Below are 21,737 nucleotides of genomic sequence, written 5' to 3' on the forward strand. Positions count from 1 at the left end.
ACACAGGATGCCCCGTCGCATAAAGGATTATCTGATTCTCGTGGCTGCAGGTTTATGCCTGAGCACCTCCGTGCCTGCTTCGCAGACTGCCAGCGAACACTTCACCCTGCTCAGTCGCTCGACGATCAGGCATCTGGATGTTCAACTGGATCTATCGCAACGAAAATGGATAACGGGCAAGCGCGAACTGATCCTGGGCACGTCGGCCCCGGACTATCCTCCTTTCGACATGACCGTCAGCGGCAAGGATTACGAAGGTTTTACCGCCGATTATGCAGGCATCCTCGGCAAGACCCTCGGTTTACCGGTGAAGGTCCAGCGCTTTGCGTCCCGCGGGGCTGCCATCAGGGCACTGGAAAAAGGCGAGGTGGATCTGCTCGGCACGGCCAATGGATTTGAGGCTCACAATGCCGATATCGTGCTTTCTACGCCCTACGCCGTGGACCAGCCGGTTCTGGTGACGCGGGAGGGAGAAACCCGATCCCTGACCGATGGCCTTGCCGGCTTGCGGCTGAGCATGGTGTATCACTACTTGCCACTGGAGGAAGTCAGGGCTCTGTACCCCAAAGCGACCATTACGTCCTATCCGTCCTACCAGAATGCGATCAATGCGGTGGCCTTCGATCAGGCCGATGTCTTCCTGGGCGACACCATCTCGACCCATTACATGATCAACAAGGGTTACCTGAACAACATCCGCATGGCCAACTTCGGCAAACACGAAGCCCACGGTTTCAGCTTTGCCGTGCACAGGCACAACCCGGAATTGCTCGGGATCATCAATGCCATGCTCATGGCCATCCCCGCCAGCGAACGGCAGAACATCGCCGAGCGCTGGAGTGCCGGCAGCGACATTCTGCTCACCGACCAGAAGCTACAACTCACCGACCCGGAGGAACAATGGCTGGCGCAACATCCGGTCGTGCGCGTGGTGGTCAATGAGGCCCTTGCGCCGCTGTCGTTTTTCGACAGCAATGGCAATTTTCGCGGTGTCACTGCAGACCTGCTCGAACTGATCAGATTGCGCACCGGCCTGCGCTTCGACATCCGACGCAGCCGAAACGATGACGAAATGATCGAACAGATCAAGGACGATAAAGCCGACGTGATCGCCGCCCTGCTCCCCAGCACCGAAGGTGATACAGCGCTGAACTTCACCCGTCCTTATCTGCAAAACTCCTTCGTCCTTCTGACTCGCAAAGCCGCCGACAGCCCGGCAAACCTTGAGCAGTTGGAGGGCAAACGCCTGACCATCGCCCAGGGCAACCCACTGGTGGACTATCTGCGCCGCGAGTTCCCGCGAATCAGGTTGATTGAAACACCGGACGCGTTCAGCGCAGTTGAGTTGCTCGCCGAAGGCAAGGCAGAAGGTTCGGTGAATTCACTGGTCATCGCCAACTACTTCATTTCATCACGGCTTTTCGAGCACACACTTCAGATCCGGACCACCATCGGCACCCGGCAGGCCGCATTTTCCCTGGCGACCGGGCGAGAGGCCAAAGAGCTGAACGCCATCCTCAACAAGGCACTCCTGAGCATCGCGCCGGAAGAACTGGGCATCATCAACAGCCGCTGGCGTGGCTATTCGGCGTCCTCGCAAAGCACCTGGCGCAACTACCAGCGATTGTTCTATCAGATCGTGATCGGGGCCGGCGTGCTGCTACTGCTTTCCGCTGCCTGGAATGCCTACATGCGTCGCCAGATCAAACAGCGTCAGGCGGCAGAGCGCGCGCTGAACGATCAATTGACCGAGCGGCGCCAACTGTTCGAAGAGCTGCGCTGTGCGAAGGAACGTGCCGATGAAGCCAACCGCGCCAAAAGCACGTTTCTGGCGACCATGAGCCATGAGATCCGCACACCGATGAATGCGGTCATCGGTATGCTCGAACTGACGCTGAAGCGCATCGAGAGCAACCATCCAGACCGTCCGGCCATTGACGTGGCCTACAACTCGGCCAAGGACCTGCTGGAACTGATCGGCGACATTCTCGACATTGCACGGATCGAATCCGGGCGTCTGAGCCTGAGCCCGGAACGGGTGAATCCGAATGAAATCGTGGGGTCGGTCGTGCGGATCTTCGAGGGCCTGGCTCGTCAGAAAAACCTTGAACTGCTGCTGGAGCTCAACCCGGCCAATCCGGCGATCGATGTCCTGCTGGACCCAATGCGTTTCAAGCAGGTGCTGTCGAACCTGGTCAGCAACGCCATCAAATTCACGGAACAGGGCCAGGTCAGGATCACCGTTGAGTTGCTGGCGACGGCTGAACCCGAGCAAGTCCGGATGCTGTTGCAGGTTGAGGACAGCGGCATCGGGATCAGCGAACAGGATCAACGACGACTGTTCGAACCTTTCGCCCAGGCCAGTGGCACCGGGCAGTCAGGCAGAGGCGGCGCCGGTCTGGGTCTGGTGATCAGCCGAAGTCTGTGCGAAATGATGGGCGGCAGCCTGCAACTGGGCAGCCAGCCCGGAGTCGGCACGCAGGTCCAGGTTTCGCTGCTTCTGCCCACTCTGCCAGTCGAGCAGGTGCCGCAAACCACTGAAACGCCCATCCACACGTCCACTGCGCCCTTGAACATTCTGGTGATCGACGATCACCCGGCCAATCGCTTGCTGATGTGTCAGCAACTGGAGTTTCTAGGGCATCGATTCGGCGTTGCCGAGGATGGCGAGGCAGGCCTCGAAGCCTGGAAGACAGGGTTGTTCGATCTGGTGATCGTCGACTGCAACATGCCGGTCATGAATGGATACGAACTCGCTCGCGCTATCCGCGACCATGAACAGCAATCCGATCGTCCCCCCTGCACCGTTCTGGGCTTTACCGCCAACGCACAACCGGAAGAACGACAGCGCTGCAAACAGGCCGGGATGGACGACTGCCTGTTCAAGCCGCTGACGCTGACCGCCTTGAGTCAATGGGTTGCAGGCATCGTACCGACCGACCGAGGTCCCGCCTTCAGCCTCAAAGGACTGCACTTGTTGACGGGGGGCAACCCGGCATTAGACCTGCGACTGTTGACCGAACTGCTCACCAGCAACCGTCTGGACCGACAAGCGTTGCAGGCGCTATCCCGGTCGAACGATCCGCAGTTGTTTCTCGATATCGCCCACAAAATCAAGGGCGCAGCCCGAATTGTCCAGGCCAACCGTTTGATCGATAGCTGCGAAGCGCTCGAACAGGCCTGCCATGAAGTTTTTTATCATGACGAAGTGGCCGAATGCAGGAAGTCCGTAGAACGCGCAATGCTCGAGCTGGAGCAGGCATTGCAGCAACAAATGGGTCAAAACGACAAAAGCAGAACGATGGAGCCTTAACTATGCTTGGTCGCTGAGCTGTGTGTTAACCATCATGGAGAGACGCCGCAATGCCCAGCCCACTGCGCCCGGATCAACGGCGGTTTCCCCTGCACGTGCACATCAGTGTGATGTTTACCCTGCTGTTGCTGCTGACTGGCGTGGTGTTGGGCATTTTCAACTATCGGCAAACCACGCAGATCATTCTTTCCAGCAGTGAAAAGCTCTTCGAGCGCATCGAGCAGGACGTCCGGCTGGACCTGCACGCCACCTATGAACCCATCCATCATCTGTTGAGCCTGCTGGTATACAACCCGGCGGCGCAGGCTACTCACCTGGAACAACGCCTGGCGCTGCTCGGTCCCTTCAGCCAGTCGCTCAAGGACAACCCTGACCTGGCCTCGCTGTACCTGGGCTACGACAACGGTGATTTCTTCATGGTTCGCCCCTTGCGGACCGCCGCCCTGAAAACCCTGCTCAACGCTCCCGGCAACGCGGTATATCAGGTGTGGAGCATCGAGCGAAACGACGGCCCGGCGCATTCCCAGTCTCTGTTTTTCGATCAGGACCTGAACCTCGTCGGTCGGCAGGACAATCCCGACGACACCTACGATCCGCGAACACGTAACTGGTTTTCCAATGCCCGCCGCAACAGCGATCAGATCATCACCGAACCCTACCTCTTTTTCTCCACCCACAACGTCGGCACCACCCTGGCCCGCCGCAGCGGTGCCCACGCAATCCTGGGCGCCGACCTGACGCTGGCCGAACTGTCCGCGACCCTGGCCAAACATGTCGTCACCCCCAGTACCGAAATCGTGCTGTTCGATGCCGAAGGCAATGCCATCGCTTACCCCGACAGCAACAAGCTGATCGTCGACGACCAGACCGCCCGCCTGAGCAAGGCCGCTGACCTGAGCCCCAGTCTCGGCGCATTGCTGAACAACCCGCCAACAGGCAATCGGCTAAAGGCCGCCGGCCGCCAATGGATCGTTGCCCGCAGTCACATGCAGGAGGGTGGTCCCCAGGGACTGCAACTGGCGCTGCTGGTGCCGGAAGACGAATTGCTCGCCGAGGCCTACCGCATGCGCTGGCAAGGTGCGTTGATTACGTTGGCCACGTTGCTGTTGTGCCTGCCGCTGGGCTGGCTGACCTCGAGAATCCTGGTCAAACCCCTTCGCGCACTGGTGCAGGAAGCCGACGCCATTCGCAGTTTCAATTTCCATTTCCCGGTCTCTCGTCGCTCGCCGGTGCTCGAAGTCGACCAACTGAGTGTGTCGATGACCCGCATGAAAGATACCCTGGCGAGTTTTTTCCAGATCACCGACAGCCTGAGCGCCGAGACCCGGTTCGCGCCCTTGCTGGACCGGGTGTTGTTCGAAACCGTGAAAATCGGCCAGGCCCAGGCTGGTCTTATCTACCTGCGGGAAAATGACGGTGATCGCATGGTGCCTCACGGTCTGGTCATCGACGACATTTCACAGGCATTGCCAATGTTCGACATTCGCGGCCACGAGCCCGGCGGCCCACAAAGCCCTGAATGGCTGCTGCAGTTGTCGAATGCCGACAATGTGGTCATCAGTCTCGGTTTCGAACAGGCGGGGGATTTGCAGAAAGTGTTGCTGGCGATGGAGTGCCCGCGGGTGCATCTGATCGGTATCCGCCTGCACAATCGTCATAACGAAACCGTGGGCCTGCTGATCCTGCTGCTGGAGGACAGCGGGGACCAAAGCGATCTCGAGAAGCTTCGTCCGGACCGCATTGCGTTCCTTCAGGCCGTGTCCGGTGCAGCCGCCGTGAGTATCGAAAGTCAACGCCTGCAAGCCAAACAGAAACAGTTGCTGGACGCCTTCATTCAACTGCTGGCCGGCGCGATTGATGCCAAAAGTCCCTACACCGGCGGCCACTGCCAGCGCGTACCGGCGCTGACCTTGATGCTCGCCCAGGCTGCCGCGGCCAGTCAGGACCCCGCCTTCAGCGGTTATCAACCCACCGAAGACGAGTGGGAGGCGCTGCACATCGCTGCGTGGCTGCATGACTGCGGCAAGGTCACGACGCCGGAATACGTCGTCGATAAAGCCACGAAGCTGGAAACCCTGAACGACCGCATTCACGAAATCCGCACCCGTTTCGAAGTGCTCAAGCGCGATGCCTGGATCAGCTACTGGCAGGCCCTTGCCCAGGGTGGTGACGAGCAGCACCTGGCGGAACTGCGCAATGCCACGCTGGCGGGGCTCGACGATGATTTTGCGTTTGTTGCCCGTTGCAATCTCGGCGGCGAGGCGATGGCCGATGCCGATCTGCAACGCCTGCGCAGCCTGGCAAAACGCACCTGGACCCGAACCCTGGATGACCGATTGGGTGTTTCCTGGGAAGAGAACCGGCGCCAGGCGCGAACACCGGCGCCGACCCTGCCGGTCAGCGAGCCGTTGCTGGCGGACAAACCCGAGCACCTGTTCGAACGCGCCGAGGGCGAACTGATGCCGGAAGACAATCCCTGGGGTTTCAAACTCGACGTGCCGCGCTACAAGTACAACCGGGGCGAACTCTACAACCTGAGCATTGCCCGGGGCACCTTGACTCGCGAGGAGCGTTACATCATCAACCACCACATGGTGCAGACGATCCTGATGCTCAGCCACCTGCCCTTCCCCGGCCACCTCAACAATGTCGCGGAAATCGCCGGCGGCCACCACGAAAAAATGGACGGCACCGGTTATCCCAAACAGTTGAAGCGCGAAGAAATGAGCCTGCCGGCGCGGATGATGGCGATTGCCGATATTTTCGAAGCACTGACCGCCGCTGATCGCCCTTACAAGAAAGCCAAATCCTTGAGCGAGGCGCTGGGCATCATGGCCACCATGTGCCGGGATGCCCACATCGACCCCGAATTGTTCGGGCTGTTTATCAACGCCGAAATCTACCGGCAGTACGCCGATCGATTTCTTGATCCACAGCAGATCGACGCGGTGGATCCGTCAGGCCTGCTGGTCAAGGCAGGCCTCAAGGCATGATCAGCAATCGGTCAGGCGCAGGAAAATGGCCGCCAGTTTTTCAATGCCGGCTTGATCGTCAGCGGTAAACCGCGCGAGCTTCGGGCTGTCGAGGTCCAGCACGCCGATCAGGCGGCCGTCCTTGACCAGTGGCACGACCAGTTCGCTGTTCGACGCGCTGTCGCAGGCGATATGTCCGGGGAAAGCGTGCACGTCTTCGACCAACTGCGTCTGCAAGGTCGCCGCCGCCGTGCCGCATACGCCGCGACCGAAGGGGATTCGCACGCAGGCGATTTGCCCCTGGAACGGGCCGAGCACCAGTTCTTCATTACGATTGAGGTAGAAACCGGCCCAGTTCAGGTCATCGAGCTGGTTGTACAGAAACGCGGAAAACTGCGCGGCGTTGGCGATGAAGTCCCGCTCGTCCGCCAGCAAGGATTCCAGCTGTGCGTGCAGCATGCCGTAGCCTTCGAGGCCCTGGCCGCTTTGTTGTAAATCGATCATGCCTTGTGCTCCAACAGCTTGAGCCCGACCCAATAGCGGGCAAATTGATAGGCGCAACGTCCGTTGCGATTGCCCCGGCCGGTGGCCCAGCGCACCGCGAGGATGTCCAGTTCTTCGTCACGCTGCCATTTCAGACCGGCCTTGTCGGCCAGTTGACCGATCCAGTGCTCAACCACATTGAGGAAGTGTTCCTGGGTAAACGGATAGAACGACAGCCACAGGCCAAAACGGTCCGAGAGCGCGATCTTGTCTTCCACGGCCTCGCTGGGATGCAGTTCGCCGTCGACCCGTTTCCAGTTTTCGTTGTCGCTTTCCTTTTCCGGAACCAGATGGCGACGGTTGGAAGTGGCGTACAGTAAAACGTTGTCCGGTGCCTGTTCGAGGGAACCGTCAAGCACGCTCTTGAGCACGCGATAATCACCTTCGCCCGATTCGAACGACAGGTCATCGCAGAACAGCACGAAGCGCTGGGGCAGCTTGGCGATCTGTTCGACCACCCGCGGCAAGTCCGCCAGGTGATCACGCTCGATTTCGATCAGCCGCAAACCGGCCTTGGCGTGTTCGGCCAGCAAGGCGCGCACCAGCGACGATTTACCGGTGCCACGCGAGCCCCAGAGCAATGCGTGGTTGGCCGGCATGCCGTCGATGAACTGTTGGGTATTGCGCCCCAGTTGCTCCAGTTGCCGGTCGACGCCGATCAGATCGGACAAGCGCATGTCGAGGCTGACCTCCAGCGGCATCAGAAAACCGCTGCGTCCCTCGCGCTGCCAGCGTGCGGCCAGGCATTGCGTCCAGTCGATGGCTTGCCGAGGTGCGGGCAGCAGCGGTTCGATACGGGCCAGAACGGCATCGGCGCGTTCAAGAAAAGCATTCAATCGGGAATCCACGTCTTCTCCTCGGGCACGTTCACAGTAATGATGGCGCTACAGCAACGGAACACGGCGTTCGGTGCCCGGGTCATCCCTTGTTGCACAAGGGCTCGCGAGAACATCGGTATCCATGCATGATCGACTATGCTTGAGCAGCGAAGGGAAACGGAAGTGGTTCAATACCCCATGGATATCAAGTTCACCAACCGGCTGTCCTACAAGCAAGCCCGGCTTACCGTGCTGGTCGGTTTCATTCTGGGCACGCTGCTCAGTCTGCTGCAAATAGGCATCGATTATGCCAGTGAAGACGCCTCCATCAACCGGGAAATACTGTCTTTACTGGAAATCAGCCATAACCCCGCCTCGCGCATTGCCTACAACATCGACGCCGAACTCGCCCAGGAACTGACCCTGGGCCTGCTGCGCTCACCGGCGATCATCGGCGCGCAACTGACCGACAACAACGGCACCGTGCTGGCCAGCGTCAAGCGGCCTGGCGTGCAGAGCGGCTATCGGGTGATCAGCGACTTCCTGTTCGGTGCCGACCGCGCATTCGAAGACCGTCTGTATCTGGATCACTTGCCGAGCGAATCCCTCGGCACGCTGCGTCTGGACGTCGACACCTATTCATTCGGCAACCGGTTCCTGCGCCGGGCCGAAATCACCCTGCTCAATGGTTTCGCCCGCAGCCTGCTCCTGACCGGCATCCTGCTGGCGTTGTTCTACGTGATGCTGACCAAACCGCTGGTGCGAGTCATCCGCGAACTCAGCAGCCGCGACCCGCGCAGCGTCGAACCCACCTGGCTGGAGTACCCGGCGGGCCATGAAAACGATGAGATCGGTGTGCTCGTCAAAGTTGCAAACCAGCAGTTCGAAAACATCGCCACCGAAATCCAGCAGCGACGCAATGCCGAAAACCGTCTGACCGACTACCTCGGGCAACTGGAAAACATCGTGTCGGCTCGCACCGCTGAGCTCAAGGCGATCAACAGTCGGCTCAGCCAGTCCAATCAGGAACTGGAAGTCGCGCGCAGTACGGCCCTGGACATGGCCGAGGCGCGCTCGGCGTTCCTCGCCAACATGAGCCACGAAATCCGCACGCCCCTCAATGGCTTGTTGGGGATGATCGCCCTTTCCCTGGACGGCCCGCTGAATGCCGAGCAACAGCAACAACTGTCCATCGCCCATGACTCGGGCAAAGTGCTGGTGGAATTGCTCAACGATATTCTCGACCTGTCGAAATTCGACGCCGGCCAGCTCGAACTCGAACACATTCCGTTCGACCTCGGCTCCCTTATCGAGGACACCGCCAACCTGCTGTCGCAGAACGCGGCGCCCAGCGTCGAGCTGACGTGCCTGATCGATCCGGCATTTCCGGCACTGGTGCTCGGTGACCCGACTCGCGTGCGGCAGATCGTCAGCAACCTCTTGTCCAACGCGCTCAAGTTCACCCGATTCGGTCGGGTCGATGTGCGCCTGTCGACGTTCGAAGAAGGCGTCAGAATCGAAGTCTGCGACACCGGCATCGGTATCGCCCAGGACGCCCAGGTCAAGATTTTCCAGCCTTTTACCCAGGCCGGCGCTGGCATTACCCGACAATTCGGCGGCACCGGGCTGGGGCTGGCGCTGACCTACAACCTCTGCGAAGCCATGCAGGGGCGCCTCACCATCAGCTCGGAAGCGGGTTTCGGCAGCCAGTTCTGCGCCGATCTGCCCCTGCCCTGCCACACCCGCGCCCTGCCACCGATGACGCTGCGCGGCAAGGTCATCGCGATTACCGCTGCAAGCAGCGGCCTGGCAGAACTGTTGAAAAGCCTGTTGCCGGGTTGGGGGCTCGATTACCAGCAGCGTTCGATCGATGACTCAATGATCGGTCTGAAGCCCGACATTGTGATCACCGATTGCCCGGAATGCCTGTTTGGCCTGCGCCCCAACTGTACCGCGCCAATTTTGCTGGTGACCGCCTATGGCAGTTTCATGCCCAGCGAACAGGCCAGCGCCCTGGCGCCTCTGCAACAACAGGCGCGCCCGCTGGCGCGCAATGCGCTGTACCAGACACTGCGGCGAATCCTGCAGCCGGAAATCAACATCCTCAACGATGCACGCCTGGAAGCCCTCTCACCTCAGCGACGGGGTCGGGTGCTGCTGGTGGAGGACAATCCGGTGAATCAGTTGGTGGCAAAGGGCATGCTCGGAAAACTCGGCTGCGAGGTGATTGTCGCGGCTCACGGCGGTGAAGCGCTGGATCAGCTGGAACACAGTGAGTTCGATCTGGTCCTGATGGACTGCAACATGCCGGTGATGGACGGCTACGAAGCCAGTCGGCAAATCCGTCGCAGCGGGCGCTGGCCGCAGTTGCCCATCGTCGCCCTGACCGCCAACGCCATGTCCGAAGAGCGCGAACGCTGCCGTGCGGCGGGCATGAGCGACTACCTGGCCAAACCATTCCGGCGGGAAGAACTGGCCGCGCTGCTGGATTTATGGATGCCGACTACGACAGTGACCTGATCTGCCCCAACAGGTGATCGAGGCCATCGCGCAAGTCATTGAGCCGGTCCAGATCGACGCCGCTGTCGCACAGCAGACGGGCCTTGAGCGGTCCGACCTGATCACGTAACGCCTTGCCGGTTGGCGACAGGCTCAGGTGCACCTCACGCTCATCCCGCGCCGAACGTTGGCGCTGAACCAGTTGCAACTGTTCAAGTCGCTTGAGCAGCGGCGTCAACGTGCCGGAGTCCAGCGCCAAGCGCTCGCCCAGAGCCTTGACCGTAGGCTGCTCCGGCGCTGCCTCCTGCCATTCCCACAACACCAGCATCGCCAGGTATTGCGGATAGGTCAGGCCGAGTTGATCAAGCATAGGCTTGTACGCGCGGATCACCGCCCGCGAGGCGGCGTACAGCTTGAAGCACAGCTGGCTGTCGAGCTTCAGGGAATCGACGGACAAGGTGTTCATTTGAGCAGGGCTTCAATCTCGCGGCTCAGGTCCTGCGGCTTGGTCGCCGGAGCGAAACGCTTGACCAGCTGGCCGTCCTTGCCGATCAGGAACTTGGTGAAGTTCCACTTGATGCCCTGGGAACCCAGTACACCCGGCGCACGTTTTTTCAACTGCACGAACAGCGGATGGGCGCCGGTGCCGTTAACGTCGATCTTTTTGAACAACGGAAAGCTGACACCGTAGTTCAGCTCGCAAAACTCGGAAATCGCCCCTTCGTTACCCGGCTCCTGCTTGCCGAACTGGTTGCAGGGAAAACCGAGCACCACCAGGCCCTGGTCCTTGTAGGTCTGCCACAGTTCCTCGAGACCTTTGTATTGCGGAGTAAAACCGCATTTGCTCGCGGTGTTGACCACCAGCACGGCTTTGCCGGCGAAATCAGCCAGGGTTTTTTGCTCGCCCTTGATGGTGGTGCACGGGATGCTCAGCAGGTTGTCGCTCATGATGTGCGCTCTATGTGGGGGAAGATGAGGCAAACATAGCGAGCAATTGAATTGTGTGCAATTTAAATTGTTGGACGCTGAATATCTGTAGGAGCGAAGCTTGCTCGCGAAGGCGTCTTAACATTCAACACTGATGTTGACTGAGCCGACGCCTTCGCGAGCAAGCTTCGCTCCTACAGGGCTCGCATTACGAGCGCGGTACCAGGTCCAGGCACACCGAGTTGATGCAATACCTTAGGCCTGTCGGCGGCGGACCGTCCGGGAACACGTGCCCCAGGTGCGCATCGCATTTGGCGCAGACCACTTCGGTGCGGATCATGCCGTGGCTGACGTCACGGATCTCGACCATGGCGCTGTCGCCGATCGGTGCATAGAAGCTCGGCCAGCCGCAACCGGAATCAAATTTGGTCTTGGAGTCGAAAAGCGGCTCGTTGCAGCAGATACAGTGGTAAACACCGTCGACCTTGCTGTCATTGTATTTGCCGGAGAACGGGCGTTCGGTGCCCTTGAGGCGGCAAACGTTGTACTGCTCCGGATCGAGCATCGCCCGCCATTCTTCCAGGGTTTTTTCCAACTTTTCCATCATCACACCTCGGCAGCTGAAAAAGCCCGATCTGTACCTTTTCCACGGATCGGGCGGCACGTATGATTGCGCCTCGTCAAACGCCAGTCTGGCAGCCAGACCACGCGCATTCAAACGGATTTATGAGTGCTGCCTCTCAAGGCGTCAGCCTGTGTGAATACGCAGGATTCCCAGCACGGTTGTTCAAACGCCGCCTGGATCGTTCATTTTCGGGAACACATCGCCATGCAGGTCAGCAAATCGAACAAGCTCGCCAACGTCTGCTACGACATTCGCGGCCCAGTGCTCAAGCACGCCAAACGCCTGGAAGAGGAAGGCCATCGCATCCTCAAGCTGAATATCGGCAACCCGGCGCCCTTTGGTTTCGAAGCGCCGGACGAAATCCTCCAGGACGTCATCCGCAACCTGCCGACGGCCCAGGGCTACAGCGACTCCAAGGGTCTGTTCAGCGCGCGTAAAGCCGTCATGCAGTACTACCAGCAGAAGCAGGTAGAAGGCGTCGGCATTGAAGACATCTACCTGGGCAACGGCGTTTCCGAACTGATCGTGATGTCGATGCAGGCCCTGCTCAACAACGGCGACGAAGTGCTGGTGCCGGCTCCCGACTATCCGCTGTGGACCGCCGCCGTGAGCCTGTCCGGCGGCAATCCGGTGCATTACCTGTGCGACGAACAGGCCAACTGGTGGCCGGACCTGGCCGACATCAAGGCCAAGATCACTCCGAACACCAAAGCGCTGGTGATCATCAACCCGAACAACCCGACCGGCGCGGTCTATTCGAAAGAAGTCCTGCTGGGCATGCTGGAGCTGGCCCGTCAGCACAATCTGGTGGTGTTCTCCGATGAGATCTACGACAAGATTCTGTACGACGATGCCGTGCACATCTGCACCGCCTCGCTGGCGCCGGACCTGCTGTGCCTGACCTTCAACGGCCTGTCCAAGTCCTACCGCGTCGCCGGTTTCCGTTCCGGCTGGATTGCCATCTCCGGCCCGAAACATCACGCGCAAAGCTACATCGAAGGCATCGACATGCTGGCGAACATGCGCCTGTGTGCCAACGTGCCGAGCCAGCACGCGATCCAGACTGCCCTCGGCGGCTACCAGAGCATCAATGACCTGGTGCTGCCGCAGGGGCGTCTGCTGGAACAGCGCAACCGAACCTGGGAACTGCTCAACGACATTCCCGGCGTGAGCTGCGTCAAGCCGATGGGCGCGCTGTATGCGTTCCCGCGCATTGACCCGAAAGTCTGCCCGATCCACAACGACGAGAAATTCGTGCTCGATCTGCTGCTGTCGGAAAAGCTGCTGGTGGTGCAAGGCACCGCCTTCAACTGGCCATGGCCGGACCACTTCCGCGTCGTGACCTTGCCGCGCGTCGATGACCTGGACATGGCCATCGGACGGATCGGCAACTTCCTCAAATCCTATCGCCAGTAATCGGTCTGGCCGCGTGCGACTTTTTTACGAAAGTCGCACGCGGATCAATTCAGCAACATATCTTTATCCCTCGCCGGGCATCCCCGCTTCAATTGTCCACCGACTCCCCGTTTCGTGACCGCGTCCAACACTGACGGGGCTTACGATGCGAATCGGCTGACAATCGCTTCCCGTATCCACGTCGGAAACGCCCTGCAAGCGGCTAGACTTCTGCTGTAGGACACAGTTTGAAATAGTCACCCGGTTGAATAGCCCGGTGCAGCACCTTATATACCCCGCAGTACGCTACATCTTTAGCAAAAGGAGATTTTTACAACCATGATGCGCATCCTGCTGTTTTTGGCCACTAACCTGGCGGTCGTGCTGATTGCCAGCATCACCCTGAGCCTTTTCGGCTTCAACGGGTTCATGGCGGCCAATGGGGTTGATCTCAACCTCAATCAGCTGCTGATTTTCTGTGCGGTCTTTGGTTTCGCCGGTTCGTTGTTCTCGCTGTTCATCTCCAAGTGGATGGCGAAAATGAGCACCAGCACCCAGATCATTACCCAGCCGCGCACACGTCATGAGCAATGGCTGCTGCAAACGGTCGAGCAACTGTCCCGCGAAGCCGGGATCAAGATGCCGGAAGTCGGGATTTTTCCGGCCTACGAGGCGAACGCCTTCGCCACCGGCTGGAACAAGAACGACGCGCTGGTCGCCGTTAGCCAGGGCCTGCTCGAACGATTCTCGCCCGATGAGGTGAAAGCGGTTCTGGCCCACGAAATCGGCCACGTGGCCAACGGTGACATGGTCACGCTGGCGCTGATCCAGGGCGTGGTGAACACCTTCGTCATGTTCTTTGCACGGATCATCGGCAACTTTGTCGACAAGGTGATCTTCAAGAACGAAGAAGGCCAGGGCATCGCCTACTACGTGGCGACCATTTTCGCCGAACTGGTCCTGGGCATTCTCGCCAGCTCCATCGTCATGTGGTTCTCGCGTAAACGCGAATTCCGTGCGGATGAAGCCGGTGCACGCCTGGCGGGTACCAACGCGATGATCGGCGCCCTGCAACGACTGCGTGCAGAACAAGGCCTGCCGGTGCACATGCCGGACACCCTGAATGCGTTCGGTATCAATGGTGGCATCAAACAAGGGTTCGCCCGCATGTTCATGAGCCACCCGCCGCTGGAAGCGCGCATCGACGCACTGCGTCGCCGGGGCTGAGAGGTTCCGCACTAAAGAAAAGGCCCGCAGTAATGCGGGCCTTTTTTTTGTCTGCTTGATTGTTGAGGCGCTCATTCTGGCCCCTTCGCGAGCAGGCTCGCTCCCACATTGGAATGCATTCTCCTGTGGGAGCGAGCCTGCTCGCGATGAGGCCAGCACAATCAACACAACTTAACGACTGGAAACCCGATAAACCCGCTCTTCAAGCCGCGTCACTCCGCTCTCGATAAACTTCCAGCTCTCACCCAGGACATCCTGGTCTTCCAGAATCTTCAGCGACCACACCGCGCCGAACAACCGCTGCACTTCATCATCAAGCACGGCAAACGGCGGCCCGTCCTTTTGCGTCTGGTCATAATCCAGCGTGATCAAAAGCCCTGAAGCGTCCTTCGGGAGAATCCGGTTCAAATGAGCGGCGTATTGCTCTCGCATCTTCGGTGGCAAGGCAATCAACGCAGCGCGGTCGTACAGTGCGCTGCAATCGGCAACATCGCCGGCAGTCAAGGCAAAGAAATCACCACACCAGATCTCGATCGAACCCGCCCGATACACCGTAAAAGGCCCTTGATCGCTGACGTCCGGGTCAAATTGGTGCTCGTGGAAAAAGTCTTCCACTGCTTTTTCCGACAACTCGACACCCAACACTTCGTGACCGCATTTCGCCAGCCATAGCAAATCCAGGCTTTTCCCACATAACGGCACCAGTACGCGCGCCCCGTCCTCCAGGCCCAACTGAGGCCAGTACCGTTGCAGATATGGATTCACTTCCGGCAGATGAAAGCCGATCTGATTCGACGTCCACCGCTTGTGCCAAAACTCCGGCTGCATAAATATCTCCGAAAATTCGATCAAAACACCCTAAAACTTATATTAGATTTAGATCAATGATCTGACTGAAGATGACGCCATCTTAACTCTCAGGAGCTCATTGATGTTGCCCAGCCTGTATATATCCCATGGCTCACCCATGCTGGCCCTGGAACCCGGCGCCAGCGGGCCGGCCCTCGTGCGCCTGGCTGCCGAATTGCCGAAACCCAGGGCCATCGTGATTGTTTCCGCCCACTGGGAAAGCAATGAGCTGCTGGTCAGCGGCAATCCGCAACCTGAAACCTGGCATGACTTCGGTGGCTTTCCCAAGGCATTGTTCGAGGTGCAATACCCGGCACCTGGCGATCCACAACTGGCGGCTGAGGTTGTCGAGTGGCTGAAGCGAAGTGACTTGCCTGCACGCATCGACACCAAACGTCCCTTCGACCATGGCGTGTGGGTGCCTTTGTCGTTGATGTACCCGCAGGCCGATATCCCGGTGGTGCAAGTCTCGCTGCCTACACGCGGCGGCCCTGCCCTGCAGACCCGCGTAGGGCGCGCACTGGGCAGCCTGCGCGAACAGGGCGTTCTGTTGATCGGCTCCGGCAGCATCACCCACAACCTGCGAGAACTGGACTGGCATGCCGGCCCGGAAAGCGTTGAACCGTGGGCCAGGGAATTCCGCGACTGGATGATCGAGAAACTCGAAGCGAACGACGAAGCCGCGTTGCACGACTATCGTCAGCAAGCACCGAACGCTGTGCGCAACCACCCAAGTGATGAACATTTGTTGCCGCTGTACTTCGCCCGTGGTGCTGGCGGGACTTTCAGCGTCAGCCATAAGGGGTTCACCATGGGTGCCCTGGGTATGGATATCTATCGCTTCGGTTGATGAAAAATCTTCGGCGGCCAGGCTCAGACCACATCGACACCGACGTGAATCGCATCGTGCCGCCAGAACTCCAGGTCACAATCGATCAGCCGCTCATGCTGGTCGTAATTGACCCGGGCGATGCGTAATCCAGGGCTCCCGACCGACACTCGCAAAGCCGCCGCCGCATCCACCGACAGCGCCGTCGGCACGATCTCGAAACGCACCCGCCCGTAATGCAAGTCGTAATGCCGTGCGTACAGTTCGGTGATCGACTGATTCAGATCGAACTCCAGAATCCCCGGAAAATACTGCGGATTGAGGTAGTGCTCCACGTACAGCACCAGCCGCCCATCAATTCGCCGCGCCCGGCAGACTTGAATCACGCTCGACAACGCTGGCAACTGCAGCCAGGCACAGACCGCTGCCGACGCTGGCTGCAGCCGCGCCGAAATCACCTCGGTGGATGGCACCCGCCCCTGAGCACTGACCATGGCGTGAAAGTGACTGCGCTGCATCAGGTTATAAGCCAGGCGCGGCGGCGACACGAACCAGCCGCGACGCTCCTCCCGATAAATCTGCCCTTGGGCCTCCAACTGCAACAACGCTTCGCGCACGGTAATGCGTGTGGTGCCGAACAACTCACTGAGCTTGCGCTCCGCCGGTAACTTGCTGCCGGGCGCCAGCAGCCCGTGATCGAGCTGTTCCTGAAGAACCTGCCCGATGGCTGTCACCGCTTTGGTTGTCTCAATGCGCATCAATGTTACCTATCTGGACTAGACCAGCACTGTTTCAAAGCGAAACCGTCATTTGAAACGGCTCTGTCAACGTTCAGCAAGCCTAGGCACTGCACATGACTGACAGATGACAAAGGCGCTGAACGGTTCGGTCAGGCGACTGCAATTTCATCGCCAAGTCCTTTTATATCAGCTCTTTAGTCATGGTCTACGCTTATCCAGAAGCCTGAGCCTTGTTGCACAAAAAATAGAGGAGTACCGCTGGTCGACATCAAAATGTCATCAGAGGCGCCTAGATTGGATCAGGTATTGCTGACCTAGACCAACACCACCGCAATCCCAGCGTTGATAACGACCAAAGGAGCTTCGGAATGAAACAGCTTTTCCTGGCATCACTGTTAGGCTCGACCATCGCCCTGTGCACCGCCGCCATGGCGGCTGATACCGATCTGAAAACCCTGGAAGCCGCAGCGAAAGCGGAAGGTGAGGTCAACAGTGTCGGCATGCCCGACAACTGGGCCAACTGGAAAGGTACCTGGGACGACCTGGCCAAGAACTACGGCCTGAAACACATCGACACCGACATGAGCTCGGCCCAGGAAATCGCCAAGTTCAAAGCGGAAAAAGACAACGCCACCGCCGACATCGGCGACGTCGGTGCAGCGTTCGGTCCGATTGCGGTCAAGCAAGAGGTTGTCCAGCCTTACAAGCCAAGCACTTGGGACCAGATCCCGAGCTGGGCGAAGGACAAGGACGGCAACTGGGCGCTGGCCTACACCGGTACCATCGCATTTATCATCAACAACAAGCTGTTGCATGGTTCAGAGGCACCGACCAAATGGGCCGACCTTAAAAACGGCAAGTACAAAGTGTCCATTGGTGACGTAAGCAGCTCGGCCCAAGCGGCAAACGGCGTTCTGTCCGCCGCGCTGGCCAACGGTGGCGATGAGAAAAACATCAAGCCCGCCCTGCTGATGTTCGCCGAAATCGCCAAGCAAGGTCGTCTGTCGATGACCGATCCGGTGATTGCCACCATGGAAAAAGGTGAAATCGAAGTCGGCGTGGTCTGGGACTTCAATGGTCTGAGCTACAAGGCGAAGATGGCGAACCCGGATGACTACACCGTGCTGATTCCTTCCGATGGCGCGGTGATTTCCGGATACACCACCATCATCAACAAATACGCCAAGCACCCGAACGCCGCCAAACTGGCCCGCGAATACATCTTCAGCGACGCTGGCCAGATCAACCTGGCGCGCGGCAACGCCCGTCCGATCCGTGCCGAGCACATAACACTGCCGGATGACGTCAAGGCCAACCTGCTGCCGAACGAGCAGTACAAAAAAGTAACGCCGATCAAGGACGCGGACGCGTGGGAGAAGACCTCCAAGGCCCTGCCGCAGAAGTGGAACGAAGAAGTCATCGTTGAGATGAAGTAACACTGTAGGAGCCGGCTTGCTGGCGATTGCATCACTGCGGTGCTCAGACAGACCGCAGCGTATGGATCGCCAGCAAGCCGGCTTCTGCAAATTTTATCGATCCACCTGTTTCGCGGAGTTCCGCCCCTATGAAGCACAACGTCATCCTTGTCGTGCTCGACGGCCTCAATTACGAGGTTGCGCGCCACGCCATGGGGCACCTGCAGGCTTATGTTGGCGCAGGACGCGCGGCGCTCTACAAACTGGAGTGCGAACTGCCGGCCCTGTCCCGTCCACTGTATGAATGCATCCTGACCGGCGTCACGCCCATCGACAGTGGCATTGTCCACAACAACGTTTCGCGCCTGTCCAATCAGCGCAGCATCTATCACTACGCTACTGACGCGGGACTGAAAACCGCCGCTGCGGCCTATCACTGGGTCAGCGAGCTGTATAACCGTTCGCCGTTCGTGCCCGCCCGGGACCGTCACACCGACAACGCCGAGTTGCCGATTCAGCACGGACATTTCTACTGGAGCGACCATTACCCGGATTCGCACCTGTTCGCCGACGCGGAAAACCTGCGCCTGCGCCATGCGCCGAATTTCCTGCTGGTGCACCCCATGAACATCGACGACGCCGGGCACAAGCACGGCCTCGACACCCCGCAATACCGCAACAGCGCCCGCTCGGCGGACATCATCCTCGCCGACTACCTGCAAGGCTGGCTCGACGCCGGCTATCAGGTACTGGTGACCGCCGACCACGGCATGAACAACGATCGCTCCCACAACGGCCTGCTGCCCGAAGAGCGCGAAGTTCCATTGTTTGTGCTCGGTGATGCCTTCAGTTTCAACGCCAGCGCCGCACCGAAACAAACCGAGATTTGCGGCACCGTCTGCGAACTGCTGGGCGTGGCCCACGACAAACCAGTGTGCCGGGAGCTGCTCAAGTGAACGCCATGACTCGCGGAAAATGGCTGGCAGCCTTGTGCGTGGTGCCTTTCGCCCTGTTCTTTATCGTGTTCCAGATCGCCCCGCTACTGTGGGTGATGATCAACAGTCTGGAATCGGAAGAGTCCGGCTGGGGCATCGCCAACTTCACCAGGATCTTCAGCTCGAAGTTCTACTTACAGGCGATCCAGTACAGCCTCGAGATCAGTTTCTGGTCCAGTGTATTCGGGATCATTATCGCCGTGCTCGGCGCTTACTCCCTGCGCCGGGTCGACTCGAAGCTGCGCAACTTCGTCAACGCCTTCGCCAACATGACCAGCAACTTCACCGGCGTCCCCCTGGCTTTCGCGTTCATCATCCTGCTGGGTTTCAACGGCAGCTTCACCATCATGCTGAAGCAGGCCGGGATCATTCAGGACTTCAACCTGTACTCGAAAACCGGGTTGATCATTCTCTACACCTACTTCCAGATTCCCTTGGGCGTGCTGCTGCTCTACCCGGCCTTTGATGCCCTGCGTGAAGACTGGCGGGAGTCCGCCGAACTGCTCGGCGCCAACGGCTGGCAGTTCTGGCGCCACATCGGTCTGCCGGTGCTGACGCCTGCGCTGCTCGGCACCTTCGTGATCCTGCTGGCCAACGCCCTCGGCGCCTACGCCACGGTGTACGCCCTGACCACGGGCAACTTCAACGTGATGACGATCCGTATTGCGGCGATGGTCTCCGGCGACATTTCCCTGGACCCGAACCTGGCCAGCGCCCTGGCCGTGGTGCTGGTGGCGTTGATGACTCTGGTGACCGTTGTGCATCAGCTGCTGTTGAAGAGGAGCTACCATGTCTCGCGCTGAATCGGGTTCTGTCGGCATCTACCATCGGGTAGTGGTCTACGTGCTGTTTGCCATTCTGATATTGCCGCTGCTCGGCACCTTTATCTACTCGATTTCCAGCAGTTGGTCGGCAACCATTCTGCCCAGCGGTTTCAGCATCAAATGGTACGTGCAGCTGTGGAGCGATCCGCGTTTCTTGAGTGCTTTCGGCCAATCGCTGCTGGTCTGCGTCGGCTCGCTGATCCTGGCGGTGGTGCTGATTCTGCCGCTGTTGTTCGTGGTGCATTACCACTTCCCGAAACTCGATGCATTGATGAACATTCTGATCCTGCTGCCTTTCGCGGTGCCGCCAGTGGTGTCGGCGGTGGGGCTGCTGCAGCTCTACGGTTCGGGACCGTTTGCGATGGTCGGTACGCCGTGGATTCTGATCGGCTGCTACTTCACCATCGCACTGCCGTTCATGTACCGGGCCATCACCAACAACCTGCAAGCCATCAACCTGCGCGACCTGATGGACGCCGCCCAACTGCTCGGCGCCAGCACCTGGCAAGCGGCGTTCCTGGTCGTACTGCCGAACCTGCGCAAGGGTTTGATGGTGGCATTGCTGCTGTCATTCTCGTTCCTGTTCGGTGAATTCGTGTTCGCCAACATCCTCGTCGGCACCCGCTACGAAACGCTGCAGGTCTACCTCAACAACATGCGCAACAGCAGCGGCCACTTCACCAGTGCGCTGGTGATTTCCTACTTCTTATTTGTGCTGGTTCTGACCTGGGTGGCCAATATCTTGAACAAGGACAAAAGCGAATGAGCTATGTCAGCGTCCAACATCTACAGAAAAACTACGCCGGCACCACGGTGTTCAGCGACATCAACTGCGAAATCCAGAAGGGTGAATTTGTCACCCTCCTCGGCCCGTCCGGTTGCGGCAAATCCACGCTACTGCGTTGCATCGCCGGTCTGACCTCGGTAGATGGCGGGAAGATTTTGCTGGATGGTGTCGATATCGTGCCGTTAAGTCCGCAGAAGCGCGGAATCGGCATGGTGTTTCAGAGTTACGCCTTATTCCCCAATATGACCGTTGAGCAAAACGTCGCCTTCGGTTTGCGCATGCAAAAGGTCAACAGCGACGACAGCCACAAGCGCGTTGCCGAAGTGTTGAAACTGGTGGAATTGAACGACTTTGCCTCGCGCTATCCGCATCAACTGTCCGGCGGTCAATGTCAGCGTGTCGCCCTCGCCCGCTCATTGGTGACTCGTCCACGCCTGTTGCTGCTGGACGAACCGCTGTCGGCCCTCGATGCGCGCATTCGCAAGCACTTGCGCGAACAGATCCGTCAGATCCAGCGCGAACTCGGCCTGACCACTATCTTCGTCACACACGATCAGGAAGAAGCACTGACCATGTCTGACCGGATTTTCTTGATGAATCAGGGAAAGATCGTACAGAGCGGCGACGCCGAAACCCTGTACACCGCGCCAGTGGATGTTTTTGCCGCCGGCTTCATCGGTAACTACAACCTGCTGGACGCCGACAGCGCGACGAAACTGCTGCAACGCCCAATCACCCATCGCATCGCGATTCGCCCGGAAGCCATCGAACTGAGCCTGAACGGCGAACTCGATGCACAAGTGCGCAGCCACAGCCTGCTGGGTAACGTGATCCGCTACCGGGTCGAGGCCCGGGGCGTGGAACTGGTGGTGGATGTGCTCAACCGCTCGGCGGCCGATTTGCATCCCGATGGTCAGCGTCTGGCGCTTTCCATCGATCCGACGGCCCTGTGTGAGGTAGCCTGATGCCTTTGCTGATG

The 21,737-nt window shown here is 59.1% G+C and carries 18 protein-coding genes; 11 read left to right on the forward strand and 7 right to left on the reverse strand.

Features of this window, described 5'->3' with window-relative positions; genetic code table 11:
- Positions 1–7 precede the first annotated feature (7 nt).
- Positions 8–3,313: a transporter substrate-binding domain-containing protein gene (locus tag KJF94_RS17760; RefSeq protein WP_214377574.1), complete on the forward strand. Its 3,306-nt coding sequence runs from the start codon at positions 8–10 to the stop codon at positions 3,311–3,313.
- A gap of 50 nt (positions 3,314–3,363) precedes the next feature.
- Positions 3,364–6,306: an HD domain-containing phosphohydrolase gene (locus KJF94_RS17765; RefSeq protein ID WP_214377575.1), complete on the forward strand. Its 2,943-nt coding sequence runs from the start codon at positions 3,364–3,366 to the stop codon at positions 6,304–6,306.
- On the opposite strand, the gene KJF94_RS17770 is transcribed toward KJF94_RS17765, so the two are convergent.
- Both KJF94_RS17770 and KJF94_RS17775 read right to left on the reverse strand, forming a co-directional pair.
- Positions 6,307–6,789, reverse strand: a complete 483-nt coding sequence (locus KJF94_RS17770; RefSeq protein WP_017337388.1) for a GAF domain-containing protein — start codon at positions 6,787–6,789, stop codon at positions 6,307–6,309.
- Positions 6,786–7,676: an ATP-binding protein gene (locus KJF94_RS17775; protein ID WP_214377576.1), complete on the reverse strand. Its 891-nt coding sequence runs from the start codon at positions 7,674–7,676 to the stop codon at positions 6,786–6,788. The genes KJF94_RS17770 and KJF94_RS17775 overlap by 4 nt, the downstream gene beginning before the upstream one ends.
- A gap of 168 nt (positions 7,677–7,844) precedes the next feature.
- On the opposite strand from KJF94_RS17775, the gene KJF94_RS17780 reads away from it, so the two are divergent.
- A complete protein-coding gene (locus KJF94_RS17780) occupies positions 7,845–10,166 on the forward strand; it encodes a hybrid sensor histidine kinase/response regulator (RefSeq protein ID WP_214377577.1) in 2,322 nt (773 codons plus the stop codon).
- On the opposite strand, the gene KJF94_RS17785 is transcribed toward KJF94_RS17780, so the two are convergent.
- The 3 genes from KJF94_RS17785 to msrB all read right to left on the reverse strand — a co-directional run bounded on the left by KJF94_RS17785 (position 10,150) and on the right by msrB (position 11,676).
- Positions 10,150–10,611 (reverse strand): MarR family winged helix-turn-helix transcriptional regulator, encoded by a 462-nt coding sequence (locus KJF94_RS17785; RefSeq protein ID WP_214377578.1) that lies wholly within the window; start codon positions 10,609–10,611, stop codon positions 10,150–10,152. The genes KJF94_RS17780 and KJF94_RS17785 overlap by 17 nt on opposite strands.
- Positions 10,608–11,093, reverse strand: coding sequence for a glutathione peroxidase (locus tag KJF94_RS17790; RefSeq protein ID WP_145314951.1), 486 nt, complete (start codon positions 11,091–11,093; stop codon positions 10,608–10,610). The genes KJF94_RS17785 and KJF94_RS17790 overlap by 4 nt, the downstream gene beginning before the upstream one ends.
- 187 nt (positions 11,094–11,280) lie before the next feature.
- Complete coding sequence (gene msrB / locus KJF94_RS17795; RefSeq protein WP_033059242.1) at positions 11,281–11,676, reverse strand: peptide-methionine (R)-S-oxide reductase MsrB; 396 nt, start codon at positions 11,674–11,676, stop codon at positions 11,281–11,283.
- A 225-nt stretch (positions 11,677–11,901) separates the two neighbouring features.
- Here msrB and KJF94_RS17800 point away from each other — a divergent pair, with 225 nt between their 5' ends.
- Both KJF94_RS17800 and htpX read left to right on the forward strand, forming a co-directional pair.
- Positions 11,902–13,113 (forward strand): pyridoxal phosphate-dependent aminotransferase, encoded by a 1,212-nt coding sequence (locus KJF94_RS17800; RefSeq protein ID WP_008030363.1) that lies wholly within the window; start codon positions 11,902–11,904, stop codon positions 13,111–13,113.
- Between the two features lie 318 nt (positions 13,114–13,431).
- Positions 13,432–14,319 (forward strand): protease HtpX, encoded by an 888-nt coding sequence (gene htpX / locus KJF94_RS17805; RefSeq protein WP_214377579.1) that lies wholly within the window; start codon positions 13,432–13,434, stop codon positions 14,317–14,319.
- A 171-nt stretch (positions 14,320–14,490) separates the two neighbouring features.
- Here htpX and KJF94_RS17810 read toward each other — a convergent pair whose 3' ends face one another.
- A complete protein-coding gene (locus tag KJF94_RS17810) occupies positions 14,491–15,147 on the reverse strand; it encodes a thiopurine S-methyltransferase (RefSeq protein WP_214384892.1) in 657 nt (218 codons plus the stop codon).
- A 103-nt stretch (positions 15,148–15,250) separates the two neighbouring features.
- Between KJF94_RS17810 and KJF94_RS17815 the strand changes: the two genes are divergently transcribed.
- Positions 15,251–16,018, forward strand: coding sequence for a DODA-type extradiol aromatic ring-opening family dioxygenase (locus KJF94_RS17815; protein WP_214377580.1), 768 nt, complete (start codon positions 15,251–15,253; stop codon positions 16,016–16,018).
- Between the two features lie 23 nt (positions 16,019–16,041).
- Here KJF94_RS17815 and KJF94_RS17820 read toward each other — a convergent pair whose 3' ends face one another.
- On the reverse strand, positions 16,042–16,755 hold the full coding sequence (locus tag KJF94_RS17820) for a UTRA domain-containing protein (RefSeq protein ID WP_214377581.1): 714 nt from the start codon (positions 16,753–16,755) through the stop codon (positions 16,042–16,044).
- Positions 16,756–17,105: 350 nt separating this feature from the next.
- Between KJF94_RS17820 and KJF94_RS17825 the strand changes: the two genes are divergently transcribed.
- The 5 genes from KJF94_RS17825 (at position 17,106) to KJF94_RS17845 (ending at position 21,723) form a co-directional block, all read left to right on the forward strand.
- Positions 17,106–18,173 carry an ABC transporter substrate-binding protein gene (locus tag KJF94_RS17825; RefSeq protein ID WP_214377582.1) on the forward strand — a complete coding sequence of 356 codons (1,068 nt, stop codon included), beginning with the start codon at positions 17,106–17,108 and terminating at the stop codon, positions 18,171–18,173.
- 128 nt (positions 18,174–18,301) lie between these two features.
- Complete coding sequence (locus tag KJF94_RS17830; protein WP_214377583.1) at positions 18,302–19,108, forward strand: alkaline phosphatase family protein; 807 nt, start codon at positions 18,302–18,304, stop codon at positions 19,106–19,108.
- 5 nt (positions 19,109–19,113) lie between these two features.
- Positions 19,114–19,950, forward strand: a complete 837-nt coding sequence (locus KJF94_RS17835; RefSeq protein ID WP_214384893.1) for an ABC transporter permease — start codon at positions 19,114–19,116, stop codon at positions 19,948–19,950.
- Positions 19,937–20,737: an ABC transporter permease gene (locus KJF94_RS17840; RefSeq protein ID WP_214377584.1), complete on the forward strand. Its 801-nt coding sequence runs from the start codon at positions 19,937–19,939 to the stop codon at positions 20,735–20,737. Before KJF94_RS17835 ends, KJF94_RS17840 begins: the two co-directional genes overlap by 14 nt.
- Positions 20,734–21,723, forward strand: a complete 990-nt coding sequence (locus tag KJF94_RS17845) for an ABC transporter ATP-binding protein (RefSeq protein ID WP_214377585.1) — start codon at positions 20,734–20,736, stop codon at positions 21,721–21,723. Before KJF94_RS17840 ends, KJF94_RS17845 begins: the two co-directional genes overlap by 4 nt.
- Positions 21,724–21,737 lie beyond the last annotated feature (14 nt).

Source organism: Pseudomonas hormoni, assembly GCF_018502625.1.
Taxonomy (GTDB): Bacteria; Pseudomonadota; Gammaproteobacteria; order Pseudomonadales; family Pseudomonadaceae; genus Aquipseudomonas; species Aquipseudomonas hormoni.

What these genes read in the sequence shown, in the direction of transcription:
- KJF94_RS17760 (WP_214377574.1), top strand. Translation starts at nt 8, where the DNA reads ATGCCCCGTCGCATAAAGGATTATCTGATTCTCGTGGCTGCAGGTTTA.
- KJF94_RS17765 (WP_214377575.1), top strand. Translation starts at nt 3,364, where the DNA reads ATGCCCAGCCCACTGCGCCCGGATCAACGGCGGTTTCCCCTGCACGTG.
- KJF94_RS17770 (WP_017337388.1), bottom strand. Translation starts at nt 6,789, where the DNA reads ATGATCGATTTACAACAAAGCGGCCAGGGCCTCGAAGGCTACGGCATG.
- KJF94_RS17780 (WP_214377577.1), top strand. Translation starts at nt 7,845, where the DNA reads ATGGATATCAAGTTCACCAACCGGCTGTCCTACAAGCAAGCCCGGCTT.
- KJF94_RS17785 (WP_214377578.1), bottom strand. Translation starts at nt 10,611, where the DNA reads ATGAACACCTTGTCCGTCGATTCCCTGAAGCTCGACAGCCAGCTGTGC.
- KJF94_RS17790 (WP_145314951.1), bottom strand. Translation starts at nt 11,093, where the DNA reads ATGAGCGACAACCTGCTGAGCATCCCGTGCACCACCATCAAGGGCGAG.
- msrB (WP_033059242.1), bottom strand. Translation starts at nt 11,676, where the DNA reads ATGGAAAAGTTGGAAAAAACCCTGGAAGAATGGCGGGCGATGCTCGAT.
- KJF94_RS17800 (WP_008030363.1), top strand. Translation starts at nt 11,902, where the DNA reads ATGCAGGTCAGCAAATCGAACAAGCTCGCCAACGTCTGCTACGACATT.
- htpX (WP_214377579.1), top strand. Translation starts at nt 13,432, where the DNA reads ATGATGCGCATCCTGCTGTTTTTGGCCACTAACCTGGCGGTCGTGCTG.
- KJF94_RS17810 (WP_214384892.1), bottom strand. Translation starts at nt 15,147, where the DNA reads ATGCAGCCGGAGTTTTGGCACAAGCGGTGGACGTCGAATCAGATCGGC.
- KJF94_RS17815 (WP_214377580.1), top strand. Translation starts at nt 15,251, where the DNA reads ATGTTGCCCAGCCTGTATATATCCCATGGCTCACCCATGCTGGCCCTG.
- KJF94_RS17820 (WP_214377581.1), bottom strand. Translation starts at nt 16,755, where the DNA reads ATGCGCATTGAGACAACCAAAGCGGTGACAGCCATCGGGCAGGTTCTT.
- KJF94_RS17825 (WP_214377582.1), top strand. Translation starts at nt 17,106, where the DNA reads ATGAAACAGCTTTTCCTGGCATCACTGTTAGGCTCGACCATCGCCCTG.
- KJF94_RS17830 (WP_214377583.1), top strand. Translation starts at nt 18,302, where the DNA reads ATGAAGCACAACGTCATCCTTGTCGTGCTCGACGGCCTCAATTACGAG.
- KJF94_RS17835 (WP_214384893.1), top strand. Translation starts at nt 19,114, where the DNA reads ATGACTCGCGGAAAATGGCTGGCAGCCTTGTGCGTGGTGCCTTTCGCC.
- KJF94_RS17840 (WP_214377584.1), top strand. Translation starts at nt 19,937, where the DNA reads ATGTCTCGCGCTGAATCGGGTTCTGTCGGCATCTACCATCGGGTAGTG.
- KJF94_RS17845 (WP_214377585.1), top strand. Translation starts at nt 20,734, where the DNA reads ATGAGCTATGTCAGCGTCCAACATCTACAGAAAAACTACGCCGGCACC.